This is a genomic window from Alkalihalobacillus deserti, assembly GCF_020734105.1.
In the GTDB taxonomy this organism is placed as follows: Bacteria; Bacillota; Bacilli; order Bacillales; family Bacillaceae_D; genus Halalkalibacter; species Halalkalibacter deserti.
The window spans coordinates 47,709-61,120 of the sequence record NZ_JAJAFR010000019.1; the positions used below are offsets into that span (position 1 = coordinate 47,709).

Consider the following 13,412-nt stretch of genomic DNA (forward strand, 5'->3'; position numbering starts at 1 on the left):
TAACGCCAGTTACGTCACACTCTTATGTATGTAAAACACTCGAGAGTAAATTCCTCACAGGACCATCTTCAAACCATCATCTATACCGGTTTTCAGCTACCCCGGCTCTCTACATAGCTAGCACTACCTATAGATAATCGATCTTACTCATCCCTTCATCGGATGTTACCATATTCATCTATAAAGATTCTACCCAAAATATACCTAATCCATGCATACTAGTCAAGGTCGTGTATACAAAGTAGCAAATGGTGTCTTTTCTTTTTTGATGACACCCTCGGTACTTAATCGTTCAAGTTCTTGCTTCCACGTTTGCACGTCCCAGCTTTTTTCTGCCTCCCGATTTAAGTTCGTTAAGTGATTCATGATGCTCATTTCAGCTAAAGGTAAATAGGAATCTAGAGTTTTTAAAAGTTGCTCTGAATCTTGTTCCTTTATTTTCTTTAATTCATCAAATGGATTTAGCGTGTGTGGACTCGCTGAATGAGCAAACCTGATTCGGACGGCCATCGTTCTGCCCATAATCGCAGAAGAAATAAAAACATCTCCTGATCGTAAATAGGGTAACCGCTTTCCTTCATCATGCGTTAAATCCGTTTCTTCTTTAATCGTCTGTATATCAGTCCCTCTCACGGTTCGAAAAACAAATTTCGAATTTAATTGAGCTGTAATCGTTTCATCTAGAAGGGTAGGGCGCTGCGTTGCAAAAATGAGAAAGACCCCGTATTTCCTTCCTTCTTGAGCAATTTCCTTTAAAACGGATTTCGCCGGTGCATCAAAACCTTTTGGAGCAAAGTTATGGGCTTCATCCGTCACGACTATAAAAGGCGGAAAGAATTCTCCTTGCTTTTGTTGCAACTTGGCATCTCGATACGAGCGCCGCTTTCCATATAACGCGCCAATGACATAGCTCGAGAAGACTTGCAGAAGCCACACCGCTCCTTGGATAACAACGAGCTTTCCTGCATGAATGCCTTGCTCAATCGCACGAATATTTTGCTGAAATAAACCAGCTTGATAAAGACGGTTGACACGCCACTGTATCCCCTTAATCGAGGCTAATGGTAAGCTTCCATACTGGTCTAATAATTTTTTAAATGTATCAAAACGGTTGATTTCATCTCTTGTCATTCCAGCATCATGGAGCATTGCCTCCACTTTTTGTTTACCAAGCTCTAATGCTTCTGCTAAGTTAGCCACTCGATCACTGAAGGACTGATAACTATCTTTGCGCTTATGAACCGTTTGGATGACATTAATCATTGATTCTGTTAGCGAACCAGCTGCAGACAGCAAGCGCTCCACGTCTCTAGTTGAGAGCGCTGAAAAGTCAACACCGACATCTTGACCAATTTGCACGACAATATACCGATCTCTATAAGAAGGAGCATCAGATACTTCTTTTGCCTGAGTCGCAAAATTCATTTCAAAATGAGGATCAAAGACTAGTGATGGAATTTGTAGTTTCATAATCTCTTCAAGCATGACACGTAAACCAAATGATTTCCCCGAACCCGACCCACCAAAAACACCAATATGAGGATATTGCTGCATCGCTCTAATATCAAAGATAAAGGGCACACCATTTTGCTCACGTACTTGATCATGATCTTGAATATGTAACAATCCTTTTAATGTATCAGGTAGAGTTGGTTGGATGAAGTCCGTTGATTTGACTTCTCCAAGCAAAAGCCCATCTTCAGGTGATGTCTTTACTAATAAAGATGAAATTTCGTCAAACGCTGGATGACGGACATCTGCTCCTGTTTGAATCGGTTGAATCGCTTCTTCAAAAAGACGAACTTTAGCAAGATGAATGTCATCTGCTCCAATATCATAGCCAATCTGCTCAAGTGTCTTTAATACTTGGTCATCAGCAATGCCTTTATCAAACCCCATAGGGATATAACGATTATAGGAGAATGTTTCAACCACTTCACCCTTTGGTAAATACAGTGATTCATCTTCTATCACAAGCATTTCATTCATTCTAAATTTATGAGTCTTAGAAGCCACATACACTTCATGCTGCGTAGTTACACCAACAATTTGCATGGTTGTCCCCCCTGTTTATTTAAATAACTATGACAAGCTGCTACTTCAATAACATAGGAGCTATTGAAACACTCTTTAATCAGTTTGAAATAGAAAATAATCTCAAGGCCACTGAAAAAGGTACGATTTTCACCTTTTTTAGTAGCCTTTATAATCTCTACTTTTTAGAATGGTCTTGTTCCTCGTTTCTTTTCAAAAAACCTCTTTTTCATTTCTGGATCAATATATTGTTCCACTAATGCTTCAACTAGCTTGTCGGTGACTCGAACCTCTAGGTCAACATGGTCGAGCCAAAGCGGAATGCCTCGACCATCTCGAGGCGTTAAGGTTAATAACAGACTAGCAATCTCTTCTTTCTTGGAAGCTTGCTCTTCAAGGACATCAAAGCCTGTAATAGCAGGATCAGAACTCAATCTAACCCAAACTGATTGTAAACCAGCCTTACTTTGAATCGATTCAATATAAAGCATCTCTTCTCTTTCCAAAACACCAAAGAGTAAATCACGATCATAGGTATGAGGTTGCTTACCATAATCAGCAAAAGCACCTAACTTCACTAAGTTTTCTGTTGTAATCTCCTCTGATACACCTACTAGTAAAACATTTTGTTCAATCGCTTTTCTCTTCAACTGTTCCCATTCATCCGGAGCATCAATTCGGTAATGGTACAAAGCACCATCCATTAACATGATTGTTAATGATGTTTCTTCTATTAATTGGATTGCGACCAATAATTCCAATTTTGCTAATAGATGAGACCGCCAATTCTTTTGATTTTCTTCATCTATATTATCAGCTAATAAGGGCGAATAGATGTCTGCTGCTTGAGCAGTATGGCCAGATGTCGTCTTAGCTAATGCCTGGAATAAATAGAGAATATGCGGAGGGTCACCCTTTGTTTGGTTAACAGACCCATCTACAGCCGCTACATTTCTTCCTTTCAACCAATTTTGTAATGCCTCTGTCGAAAAGCGTTGAATTTGTCGAATTTCAGCTGTGGAATGAAGGAGTTTTTGTCGAATAATCGTTTTGTCATTATCTGAATGTTGGTAAATATTTTGCAAATTTTCATTTACTATTTTTAATTTTTTTACTAGTTCAGGATAAATTTGTAACATGAAACTTTTCCACCTCACTCTGTAACTTGCATTTTATCAACACTTCTATAAAAAAAGTAAAAATTTTCTTGTTCTGAAGGTATAAAAAATAATTGACTTGATTTGGAAACACTGGTACTCTAAAAACAGATAGAAAAATGTCGAATAATGACAACAAAATAAATGGTTTTAGTTTGAGAGGAGAAAGTAGAATGAAATCTACAGGTATCGTTCGTAAAGTTGATGAATTAGGACGTGTGGTTATCCCTATAGAGCTTCGCCGTACTTTAGATATTGCTGAGAAGGACGCGCTTGAAATTTATGTTGATAATGATCGTATTATTTTAAAGAAGTACAAGCCAAACATGACTTGTCAAGTGACTGGTGAAGTTTCAGATGATAACCTTTCTATTGCTAATGGAAAAATCATTCTTAGCCCACAAGGTGCTGAGGAAATCATCAAAGATCTTCAAGACTACCTTTCACGTTCAACTCAAGCTTAATGGTTCTTCTTTTATAAAAGGGGTACCTCAATCAAGTTCTACGTCAATACATTTAAGTATTGCGTATGTTCTTGTTGAGGTGCCTTTTTTACGTTCGCCAATCAGTATCTTCCTCAAGATCTCTTATCATTAAGCGATATTTTTCTGCAACTTCAATTTCGTATTCTAATGGACCATTTATTCCTGATGATACTCAGCGTAAACAAGTCTCTTTTGCATAGTACGTTCAAGAGCAACCTGTTTAATGGCTTCTTTTGATGTCATCCCAAGCCCTAGATAATGTTCAACATGCTGGTTAATAGAAATGGTATCCCACCATTGTTCTTTTTCTTCTTGTGTGGAACATCCTTCAACAACAATACAAAACTCTCCTTTAATTGTTCCTGTTTCACACCAACTTACAGCTTGTTCCAACGTACCACGTTGATATTCCTCAAACTTTTTTGTCAGCTCACGGCTAATTGAAATATGTCGGTTTCCAAGCACCTTGTACATCGCTGTCAACGATTCCTTTAAACGGTGTGGTGATTCATAAAAAATAAGAGTTGCTAGATCTTCTTTTATTTCTTCTAAAAAGATTTGTCTTTGTTTGTTTTGCCTAGGAAGAAAACCAATAAATTCAAATCGCTCTGTTGATAAACCAGAAGCGATTAAACTAGTTAAAGCGGCATTAGCACCTGGTAAAGATATGACTTTAATCCCTTCTTTGATGCATTCTTGAGCTAAGTCTTGTCCTGGATCTGAAATCGCTGGCATTCCTGCATCGCTAACAAGTGCGATGTTTTTTCCTGCTTTTATTTTTTCAATCAGTGCTTCTCCTGCTTTTCTTTTATTATGCTCATGGTAACTAACTAAGGATGTTTCAATGTCAAAGTGTCGACATAGCTTCATCGTTTGTCTTGTATCTTCTGCTGCAATTATATCAACTTCTTTTAAAATTCGAACGGCGCGAAACGTCATATCCTCAAGATTTCCTATTGGTGTTGGCACCAAATAAAGAAGACCTTCTGTACCTTCACCTATAAAACTAGATTGTTGGTTCATGATTATTCCTTTCCTACATCAAAATGGTCATTTTCCTTCATACACTTCACTAAACGGTTTCGTGTATTCTCCTACCTCATTGTACACGACTAATGGGGGAAGACAAACTACACCTGACTTTCCATCTTTAATTCCTTCCACTAAAACCATATTGGCCTCTTTTTCGTTCTTTGGGTGGATAAATTGAATTCGCTTTGGCTCAATTCGGTGGGAGCGCATGTATGTCATAATATCGGTAAGTCTTTCCGGACGATGAACGATGGCCACCTTTCCTTTTTGCTTGACGTATTGACTACTAACACGTATCACATCCTGTAATGAACAGTAAATTTCATGTCTCGCAATCGCTAAATGTTCATTGCGATTTCGTTCCTCCTCTGTGACCGTTTCAAAATAAGGAGGGTTGCATGTAACGACATCAAAAAATGACTTTTTTATATGAGGAGGAATTTCATTTAAGTCTGCTTCTATCATCTTGATCTGGTTTTCTACCTGATTTAATACCGTATTCCTCTTTGCCATATTCACTAGTTTCGGTTGAATTTCCACTCCAGTTAGATTCGCTCTCGACCGCATTGTGAGAAGCAAAGGAATCACTCCATTACCTGAACAGAGGTCGAGTATATTTCCTTTTTGTATAGGGACTTGAACAAATCTCCCAAGCAGCACTGCATCAATTGAAAAAGAGAATACCTGCGGACTTTGAATCACTTTTAGTGGCGTACCTGCGATGTAATCTAGTCGTTCTCCTTCTAATAATTCCACGTTTGTTTGGCTCCTTCTAGTGTTAGGTTTAAAGTATAACGATTGATTATTGTCAACATTCTTTATTTTCTTATCCGGGATCGGGAATTTGTGGTTAAGTGTTTTGAAAGATTCACCCTCGATTGTAAAATATCTCTATGGAAGTGGCAACGGCTCTGCTTGGCTAGCGTGTGCCTTGCTAATAGTATCTCGCTTCGGCCTTGGCAACGGCTTCACTCGGCTAGCGCGCCTTTTATGAGAAGAGCGCTCATAAAAGGCTTAAAAGACGGCAGCGGTTCCGCTCGTTGCTTAGAGATTTAAAAAAGGTGAAGTTCAACCTTTTTTAAAAATCTCTAAAAAAAGATCCTTCGCTCTATTAACGAAAGATCTTTTGCATTTATTTTTGGTGTAGAAATGACAAACAGAATAAGCAGTCGTCTCCATCAGAACGTATACTCCCATAATGGGTATTACACACATGAAAACCTTCTTGGTAAAGTCTTGCTAAATTATCATAGCCTTCTCCGACAAATGACTTATTTTCGTTTGTTTTATTTTTTTGACCTTCTTCTTGAACTTCCTCTTGAGCTTCTAATCTCTCACGTAGATTTTTATTCTCAATATGAAGGTAGTGATTCTCTTCAATTAAGTAAGCTAATTGTTCTTTTAGCCCTCTTAATTCATGATGCAATTCACCTAATCTTTCTTCTAGTTGGCTCACCTGTGTAAAAATCGCCTTTTTGTCCACGATGCTCCCACCTCTTTATTCTGTAGCCTTGGTCGACACAACTTCTTTGTTCATTAATTCTTCCATTGTGTACTCCACTACGCGGTCCCCTTCAGCTAGTTCTACTTGTATTAATCGTTCTAAAAGGTTTAGACCCACCACTTTCCCTTTTCCTTCAGGTGTTCTAATTCTTTTACCGATGTCAGGAAGTTCTTGTTTAGCGGATTCATACATATCATTTTCATATTTTAAACAACACATTAAACGACCACAAAGACCTGAAATTTTCGCTGGATTAAGAGATAAACTCTGATCTTTTGCCATTTTAATTGAAACAGGTTCAAAGTCACCTAGAAACGAGGAACAACATAAAACTCGTCCACATGGACCAATTCCTCCAAGCATTTTCGCTTCATCACGAACACCGATCTGACGAAGTTCAATTCTTGTACGAAAAACAGCTGCTAAATCTTTAACGAGTTCTCTAAAATCAATCCGTCCATCTGCTGTAAAATAAAACAAGACTTTATTGCGGTCAAATGTATATTCAACGTCGACAAGCTTCATATCAAGATTGTGCTGCGTGATCTTTTCTGAACAGACTTCAAAAGCCTTTTTCGCTGCCTCTAAATTCTCTTTTACAATCAACTTGTCCTTATCTGTGGCAGTACGTATGACTTGTTTTAGTGGAAGAACCACATCGTTCTCACCGACTGTTTTGACTCCAATGACGACCCGTCCGAACTCAATGCCTCTAGAAGTCTCGACAATAACAGTTTCTCCCTTCTCTAATTGAAAAGTACTGGGGGAGAAATAATAGATTTTACCAGCCTTTTTAAAACGCACACCTACAACTTGATGCAATCTTCTATCCCTCCTGTATATTAAGTAACAGCTTCTCCATCAATAACTGAGGATTCACATTTGCTGTTAAATGTCTTTTTGCCTGAAGGACAGCAGACATTTTACGGCCTAATACATCCTGCGAACTACCCAAAGCTTGCTGCTCTAATTTATTTTGTTGATCAACATAGGTGAGAGAATTAACTTTCCCAACCTTTGAATACATCAGATCTCGTAACCATAGGAGAATCATATCTAAACCTATTTCTTGTTCGCTACGCTCTTTGAAAAGAGGTAACCATTTCTCTTGCAATGTAAACAATACTTGGCTAGGTCTAGAATATACCTCTTCCATCAATTGTATCACTACGCTTCGTGCTTGTGCAATCCAATCTCCTTCTAACATCTGTTGTGCACCTTCATAACTTGTTGTTAAACTAGCCAATAAACTGGATATTGTACTGGAATTACCATCTTCTATTAATTTTTCAAGAAATCTCTCCCTTAATAATGGAGCGAATGCTAAGTTTTGACTTCTAGAATGGATCGTTGGTAATACTTTACTGCCTTGCTCTGTAAGTAATATAGCCAATGTTTCAGCTGCTGGTTCCTCTAAAAATTTTAAAATACTGTTTGCAGCACCAACAGTCATCAGATCAGCATGGTTAACAATATACACCTTTTTAGCTGATTCAACACCGCGATACGCAAACTCTTTTTGTAGATGCTCAACTTGGTGCTTTTTAATTGATTGTCCATCTGGGTCAATCATATGGACATCCGGGTGATTTCCGTGTTCAATCCGCTTACAATCTGGACATTCCATGCATGGATCTGTCCCTTGTCTAGCTCCACAAAAGAAGCTCTTCGCAAGGTGAAGAGCCACTTTTTTCTTACCTGTTCCACGAGTACCCTCAAATAAATAAGCATGGGCAAGACGATCTTTTTCAAGAGTTCGAACAAGTAGATTGATAATCCTTGGTTGTATTTCTCTCAATTCTGTCCATGTTTCCATCGCCTTCAACACCTTTAAAATTGCTCAAACTGCTCAACTGGTAATACAAATACGGTAGCTCCTCCTACCTGCACCTCAACTGGATAAGGGACATAAGAGTCTGCATTGCCTCCCATTGGAGAGATCGGCGCAACTAGTTGCTCACGACTTTGGCAATTCTCTTTGATAATGGACATCACATCTTCTACCTTTTCATCCTCTGTTCCAATTAAAAAAGTCGTATTCCCTGCCTTTAAAAATCCACCTGTACTTGCCAATTTTGTAGCTCGATAATCCTTTTTGACTAAAGCATCCGAAAGTCTATTACTATCCTTGTCTTGAATGACAGCCATTATTAATTTCATCTTTGACAGCTCCTTTATTAGTAAAGTATGCTACCTTACAAAGTGATTAATTTCTTTCATTGCTTCAAAAAAAACTTCATTAATAGATTGATTCGCATCAATTCTTTTGATTCGCTCTGGATATGCATCCATTACTTTGCTATACCCTTCGCGAACTCGTTCATGAAATTGCATTTTCTCTTGATCAAGTCTGTTTATTTCACGGTTTTGATCTTGATGAATCCTCTGAATCCCAAGCTCTGGGTCGACGTCAAAAAATAATGTTAAATCGGGTAAATACCCTTCTATTGCAAACTCATTAATCGCTTTTACCTCGTCAAAACCAATTTCTCTCGCATATCCTTGATAAGCAAGACTACTATCAATAAAACGGTCGCATAGAACAATCTTCCCCTGCTCTAATGCGGGAATCACTTTTTCAACAAGATGTTGCCTTCTAGCTGCTGCGTAAAGCAATGCTTCTGTACGACTGTCCATTTCTGTATGAGTTACATCTAAAATAACCGTTCTAATTTGTTCAGCTATTCGTATACCACCAGGTTCACGTGTACGAATAGTGTCATAACCATCTTGCTTTAATTGTGCTTCTATTTGATCAAGAACAGTAGTTTTCCCTGCTCCTTCTCCACCTTCTACCGTAATAAAAAACCCTTTACTCATGTTCATCCTCCGAATTAACAACCCATACATCTTTTAGTTCGTGTTCAGACTGAAACTTTGCACCAGCCTGCTTTAACATTTCTATTTCTGCTATAGTTTGTGCATCTACTTTTTCACCTGGTATCACAATAGGTATGCCTGGTGGATAAGGAATAATTGGTTCTGCAGCAATCATACCAATCGCTGCAGGTAACGCTACTTTCTTTTTAGGTAAAGAACGTATTTGCTTCGCAGAGAGCCCAAGTTTCTTAATCCGGCTATGACCAACTACAACAGTCTCATTAGTCATTTCCTCGACAACGTCAAACTGATTAAGTGTTTCTGCTAACTCGTACAACACATTTTGTGGGAGTGTATTTTCACCTAAACCGAAAACAAGTAAGACATGCTTTTCATCTGCTAGTTCCGTATAAAGATGATGTTGATAAAAGAGCGATTGTAATTCAAATCCGGTTAACTTTGTTGTTGTCCTTATTGTAACTTTTAATGGATCGGAAAGATAGTTTTCTTGCCAATTGACTATTTGAATTTGTTTGATTGTAGCTAATTCTTTTTTTACTTGCTCAACTCCTGCAAGAATATTTGTTATTTTCATTTCATCCAAGGATTCAATATAAGCTCGTGCTCCATCTAAAGAAGCCATTAATAAATAAGAAGCGCTACTGGACTGAAACATGGCTAGAGCCTCTTTTATACTATGTCGCATATCGTAATTTAGTTTATGACTTATATGTAAAAAAGAGCTCATCGTTAATGCAGGTAACATCTTATGAGCCGATTGTACAGCCACGTCCGCTCCTAGTTCTAACGTTGATGGTGGAAACGGCGTCCCTATGCAATAATGAGCAGCATGTGCTTCATCTGCTAATATAAGTAACTGATTTTGCTTTGCATACTCTATAATAGATTGTACAGGTAGACTAACTCCATAATAATTAGGATAGGTTAACACCAGTCCTTTTGCCTCTGGATAGAGCTTAATAGCTTCTTCAAGCGTTTCTACTCTTAGACCAATGGCCAGTCCAGTTTCCAAGTCAATTTCAGGGGATAAAAGAACCGGAGTTACCCCCGCAATTTGAGCAGCATGAAAAATAGATTTATGACTGTTTCGTTGTATGAATACAACATCACCTGGCTCGAATAGCCCATACATCATCGCTAAATTACCGACCGTTGTTCCTCCGACTAGAAATAGAGTTTCGGCCGTTTTGTATAATTTCGCAGCTGCTTGCTCGGCTTGAAGAATTACACCTGTAGGTGCATGCAAATCATCTAAGCCATTTAACTCTGTCACATCGTAAGGTAATACGCTGTTAAAGTCAGCGAGGGCTGGGTGAAATATTCGGCCATTTTTATGACCAGGTACATGTAATGAAATAGGTTTATTTTTTTGATGGTCTTGTAAGGCTTTAATTAAAGGAATATTCAATTATACGTTCCTCCTAAAAACAGTTCATACATACTATCATACTTTATTCTATACTTGGATGGAAATTGAAAGAATGATTAGGCTTAGGATTTAATCTACGACCTTTTACATCTGGATTTCATAAAAAATAAATGAAGAAGAAAGGGGGAAATAATGAATAAGAAAATTGTATTGATTACAGGTACAAGTAGTGGGTTTGGCTTTTTAGCAACGTTAGAACTTGCAAGAAGTGGGTACTTTGTCATTGCCACCATGAGAGACATTGCTAAAGCCAATTTATTAATGGAACAAGCGACAAAAATGAACATAGCGAGACATATAGAGATTTTACCATTAGACGTAGTAAAGGAAACACAAATTAAAGAAGTAAAAAGATATATACAAACTCACTATGGAAAGCTCGATATTTTAATTAATAACGCTGGTTACAGCTTAGGTGGACTAACTGAATTTCTTGAGTTAAAAGACTGGAGTGCACAACTAAATACAAACCTTTTTGGTGTAATTGCTGTAACAAAAGCCTTTCTTCCATTAATGCGAGATAACCGTAATGGTAAAATCATCAATCTTGGCAGTATAAGTGGACGAATAGGATTTCCTGGGCTTGGCCCCTATGTAACCTCGAAATTTGCACTCGGCGGGTTTAGTGAATCGCTTCGCCTTGAACTATTGCCATTTAATATTAGTGTTAGTTTAATTGAAGCAGGTTCATTTAAAACGGAAATCTGGAAAAAGGGATTATCTAATGTAGCAGCAATTGAAGATGATGACTACACATATATAAAGAACATTTATCAAGCAGCAACAGAATCAGCTGAGAAGGCTGCTAATCCAAATGAAGTCATCAACGTGATCTTACATATTTGTCGTTCTAAAAACCCGAAATTTCGTTATCAGGTAGGTAAAGGAGTCAAACGAATGATCTTCCTTAAGGGGATTCTTCCCTGGTCAGTGATTGAGTGGGCTATAAAAAGAAAACTATTAAACCGATAACCTAAAATACATTTGTTTACACACCGAAAAAGACCCAAACGTTACCCTTGAAATTTGAACGTTTGGGTCTTTTTCGTTTTTTCTCTCGATACGATCTCTTTAAACATATTGAGAAGACAATGTTCTCATTTGTTTGATATACTCATTATACAGTTGATCTTGTTCATCTAAATGAACAATCTCATTTTCACATGTTGTGCAAATAAATGATTTCGCTATAAGGATTCCTTCTTCTTTCCTACCCTCACATATTACACATTGTTTCCCTAGCCGCATCTTCATGATTTTAGTCTTCGGCATCTCCATCACCCCTGACTTCATTATCGGCCTTAATTTCGCAATTCATACATCTTATACTGTTAATCTATTCTTCTTTTCTAGTTATGTGCCTATCCCAGATAAGATTTTATTAATTTTAGCTTGGTTAGTGACAGGATGATAAAAACCAGTGTCACAACAGAAGACAGAGACACTGGTTCTTTTATTATTTGAATTTGACAAAGCTCAAACTTTGTTTGTGAGCGGGACTTATTGAATATGCGTGTTCCAGCCCTTTTGTGTTAATATCTGCTTTTGATACCACTTTGTACTCTAGACTTGTTTGAAACTCGTTAACAAATGGGAATGCCCTTACGCTAATTCTTTCTTGATCAATCCATTTGCCATACAGGGGATGCCGGCCATCGTTAAACGGTTCACTCTTACTAAAACCATTTTTAAACCAAAGGTGCTCATTTTTCTTACTCGCACCGGGTTCATTTAAACAGACATACAAAGAAATATCATCGCAAACCTGTAATAATCGAAAGTGTTGATGAAGTAACTCCATATCGAGCCGGTTTACTTTTTCCATAATTTGTTTTTGTCTTATTTCTTCGTCCTTTAGAAATTCTAATCCATGTTTATCTTTTGCCTCAGAAAAAAAGGTACAATAATGCATGCTACATAATAAAGCAGCATACGCACTCATCTCTTGAATCTCATCCACACCTATTCTATATTGGTTTAACTTAGGTGTGAGTGGGTAATCAGCAAAAGAAAAAGGTGCTTCTTTCTGCTCATTCCAAAGTGGAGCTTGATCTAACGTTATCCATCCACGATCATGCTCATATATAGCTGTGATCACTTCTTCCATGTGATCTTCTGACTTAAAAAAGTCTTTCTTAAAATGTGTTGCTAACTTGCCCGATAGAAAAGCATGGTTATGCTGTGGAATTAAAATATACTCACGTTCTCTTTCTCGAATGATCATTCTACGGCTCCCTCATTTCGTCTTTTATATAGACAGGCACTTTTTACAATAATAGTAAATCTCCCCCTAGACTTAGACACTAATAAAAGGAATAAACTCCTTTCTAAGGAAGGAGAGAATTTGTTATTAAATGAACAGCTCTCTTAGTTTGTAGTTTGCACTATTTATAATGAGGATTCAAGAAATGGTTATATATCCATCTCCTTTTCCCTCTTATGTCACAACTTTAGGTTAACTAAGAGAGAGGGATGGGTGTATTTTTTTGCCTCTGAGGGAACACCACCACATAGGATAGAGCCGTTGTTAATCACTGACCATTCACAGTTATATTTTTGCATATAAAAAAAACACAACCCATTGGTTGTGTTTTATTAGCCTGGCAACGTCCTACTCTCACAGGGGGAAGCCCCCAACTACCATCGGCGCAAAAGAGCTTAACGACCGTGTTCGGCATGGGAACGGGTGTGACCTCTTCGCTATCGCCACCAGACTATAAGGTATTTTTAATAAAATACCATTGAAAGAATTAAGGTTCTCTCAAAACTAGATAATGCATTATAGAAACGTGTCAAGAATTAATATTGGATAAGTCCTCGACCGATTAGTATCTGTCAGCTCCACGTGTCGCCACGCTTCCACACCAGACCTATCAACCTCATCATCTCTAAGGGGTCTTACTGGATTAATCCATGGGAAATCTCATCTT

General features: G+C 37.9%; 14 protein-coding genes and 2 rRNA genes. 2 read left to right on the forward strand and 14 right to left on the reverse strand.

What is annotated here, in order from left to right:
• Window positions 1–222: 222 nt before the first annotated feature.
• Together LDX58_RS21170 and LDX58_RS21175 are read right to left on the reverse strand one after the other, a co-directional pair.
• A complete protein-coding gene (locus LDX58_RS21170; RefSeq protein WP_227939152.1) occupies window positions 223–2,055 on the reverse strand; it encodes an ATP-binding protein in 1,833 nt (610 codons plus the stop codon).
• 164 nt (window positions 2,056–2,219) lie between these two features.
• Window positions 2,220–3,173 carry a DNA double-strand break repair nuclease NurA gene (locus tag LDX58_RS21175; RefSeq protein WP_227939154.1) on the reverse strand — a complete coding sequence of 318 codons (954 nt, stop codon included), beginning with the start codon at window positions 3,171–3,173 and terminating at the stop codon, window positions 2,220–2,222.
• Between the two features lie 191 nt (window positions 3,174–3,364).
• Here LDX58_RS21175 and abrB point away from each other — a divergent pair, with 191 nt between their 5' ends.
• A complete protein-coding gene (abrB, locus tag LDX58_RS21180; protein ID WP_227939156.1) occupies window positions 3,365–3,655 on the forward strand; it encodes a transition state genes transcriptional regulator AbrB in 291 nt (96 codons plus the stop codon).
• Window positions 3,656–3,832: 177 nt separating this feature from the next.
• On the opposite strand, the gene rsmI is transcribed toward abrB, so the two are convergent.
• The 8 genes from rsmI to LDX58_RS21220 all read right to left on the reverse strand — a co-directional run bounded on the left by rsmI (window position 3,833) and on the right by LDX58_RS21220 (window position 10,461).
• A complete protein-coding gene (gene rsmI / locus LDX58_RS21185; protein ID WP_227939158.1) occupies window positions 3,833–4,699 on the reverse strand; it encodes a 16S rRNA (cytidine(1402)-2'-O)-methyltransferase in 867 nt (288 codons plus the stop codon).
• 27 nt (window positions 4,700–4,726) lie between these two features.
• Window positions 4,727–5,464, reverse strand: coding sequence for a tRNA1(Val) (adenine(37)-N6)-methyltransferase (locus LDX58_RS21190; RefSeq protein ID WP_227939160.1), 738 nt, complete (start codon window positions 5,462–5,464; stop codon window positions 4,727–4,729).
• 376 nt (window positions 5,465–5,840) lie between these two features.
• On the reverse strand, window positions 5,841–6,191 hold the full coding sequence (yabA, locus tag LDX58_RS21195; protein WP_227939161.1) for a DNA replication initiation control protein YabA: 351 nt from the start codon (window positions 6,189–6,191) through the stop codon (window positions 5,841–5,843).
• A 15-nt stretch (window positions 6,192–6,206) separates the two neighbouring features.
• Window positions 6,207–7,034 (reverse strand): PSP1 domain-containing protein, encoded by an 828-nt coding sequence (locus LDX58_RS21200; RefSeq protein WP_227939162.1) that lies wholly within the window; start codon window positions 7,032–7,034, stop codon window positions 6,207–6,209.
• A 4-nt stretch (window positions 7,035–7,038) separates the two neighbouring features.
• Window positions 7,039–8,028, reverse strand: a complete 990-nt coding sequence (gene holB, locus LDX58_RS21205; protein ID WP_227939163.1) for a DNA polymerase III subunit delta' — start codon at window positions 8,026–8,028, stop codon at window positions 7,039–7,041.
• A 14-nt stretch (window positions 8,029–8,042) separates the two neighbouring features.
• Window positions 8,043–8,372, reverse strand: a complete 330-nt coding sequence (darA, locus tag LDX58_RS21210) for a cyclic di-AMP receptor DarA (RefSeq protein WP_227939164.1) — start codon at window positions 8,370–8,372, stop codon at window positions 8,043–8,045.
• A gap of 30 nt (window positions 8,373–8,402) precedes the next feature.
• Window positions 8,403–9,032, reverse strand: a complete 630-nt coding sequence (gene tmk, locus LDX58_RS21215) for a dTMP kinase (RefSeq protein ID WP_227939170.1) — start codon at window positions 9,030–9,032, stop codon at window positions 8,403–8,405.
• Window positions 9,025–10,461 carry an aminotransferase class I/II-fold pyridoxal phosphate-dependent enzyme gene (locus tag LDX58_RS21220; RefSeq protein ID WP_227939171.1) on the reverse strand — a complete coding sequence of 479 codons (1,437 nt, stop codon included), beginning with the start codon at window positions 10,459–10,461 and terminating at the stop codon, window positions 9,025–9,027. Before LDX58_RS21220 ends, tmk begins: the two co-directional genes overlap by 8 nt.
• A 153-nt stretch (window positions 10,462–10,614) precedes the next feature.
• Between LDX58_RS21220 and LDX58_RS21225 the strand changes: the two genes are divergently transcribed.
• Window positions 10,615–11,454, forward strand: a complete 840-nt coding sequence (locus LDX58_RS21225) for an SDR family oxidoreductase (RefSeq protein ID WP_227939173.1) — start codon at window positions 10,615–10,617, stop codon at window positions 11,452–11,454.
• A 99-nt stretch (window positions 11,455–11,553) separates the two neighbouring features.
• Here the strand turns inward: LDX58_RS21225 and LDX58_RS21230 are convergent, their stop codons facing one another.
• The 4 genes from LDX58_RS21230 to LDX58_RS21245 form a co-directional block, all read right to left on the reverse strand.
• Window positions 11,554–11,754, reverse strand: coding sequence for a sigma factor G inhibitor Gin (locus LDX58_RS21230; protein ID WP_227939175.1), 201 nt, complete (start codon window positions 11,752–11,754; stop codon window positions 11,554–11,556).
• Between the two features lie 184 nt (window positions 11,755–11,938).
• Window positions 11,939–12,706, reverse strand: coding sequence for a DUF3891 family protein (locus LDX58_RS21235; RefSeq protein ID WP_227939177.1), 768 nt, complete (start codon window positions 12,704–12,706; stop codon window positions 11,939–11,941).
• A gap of 374 nt (window positions 12,707–13,080) precedes the next feature.
• A 5S ribosomal RNA gene (gene rrf, locus LDX58_RS21240) occupies window positions 13,081–13,196 on the reverse strand.
• Window positions 13,197–13,287: 91 nt separating this feature from the next.
• A 23S ribosomal RNA gene (locus LDX58_RS21245) occupies window positions 13,288–13,412 on the reverse strand; the annotation flags it as partial.

Bases quoted from the DNA above. Each gene is read 5' to 3' on its own strand.
- abrB (WP_227939156.1), top strand. From the start codon at position 3,365: ATGAAATCTACAGGTATCGTTCGTAAAGTTGATGAATTAGGACGTGTG.
- holB (WP_227939163.1), bottom strand. From the start codon at position 8,028: ATGGAAACATGGACAGAATTGAGAGAAATACAACCAAGGATTATCAAT.
- LDX58_RS21230 (WP_227939175.1), bottom strand. From the start codon at position 11,754: ATGCCGAAGACTAAAATCATGAAGATGCGGCTAGGGAAACAATGTGTA.
- LDX58_RS21235 (WP_227939177.1), bottom strand. From the start codon at position 12,706: ATGATCATTCGAGAAAGAGAACGTGAGTATATTTTAATTCCACAGCAT.
- rsmI (WP_227939158.1), bottom strand. From the start codon at position 4,699: ATGAACCAACAATCTAGTTTTATAGGTGAAGGTACAGAAGGTCTTCTT.
- LDX58_RS21225 (WP_227939173.1), top strand. From the start codon at position 10,615: ATGAATAAGAAAATTGTATTGATTACAGGTACAAGTAGTGGGTTTGGC.
- LDX58_RS21170 (WP_227939152.1), bottom strand. From the start codon at position 2,055: ATGCAAATTGTTGGTGTAACTACGCAGCATGAAGTGTATGTGGCTTCT.
- LDX58_RS21175 (WP_227939154.1), bottom strand. From the start codon at position 3,173: ATGTTACAAATTTATCCTGAACTAGTAAAAAAATTAAAAATAGTAAAT.
- darA (WP_227939164.1), bottom strand. From the start codon at position 8,372: ATGAAATTAATAATGGCTGTCATTCAAGACAAGGATAGTAATAGACTT.
- tmk (WP_227939170.1), bottom strand. From the start codon at position 9,032: ATGAGTAAAGGGTTTTTTATTACGGTAGAAGGTGGAGAAGGAGCAGGG.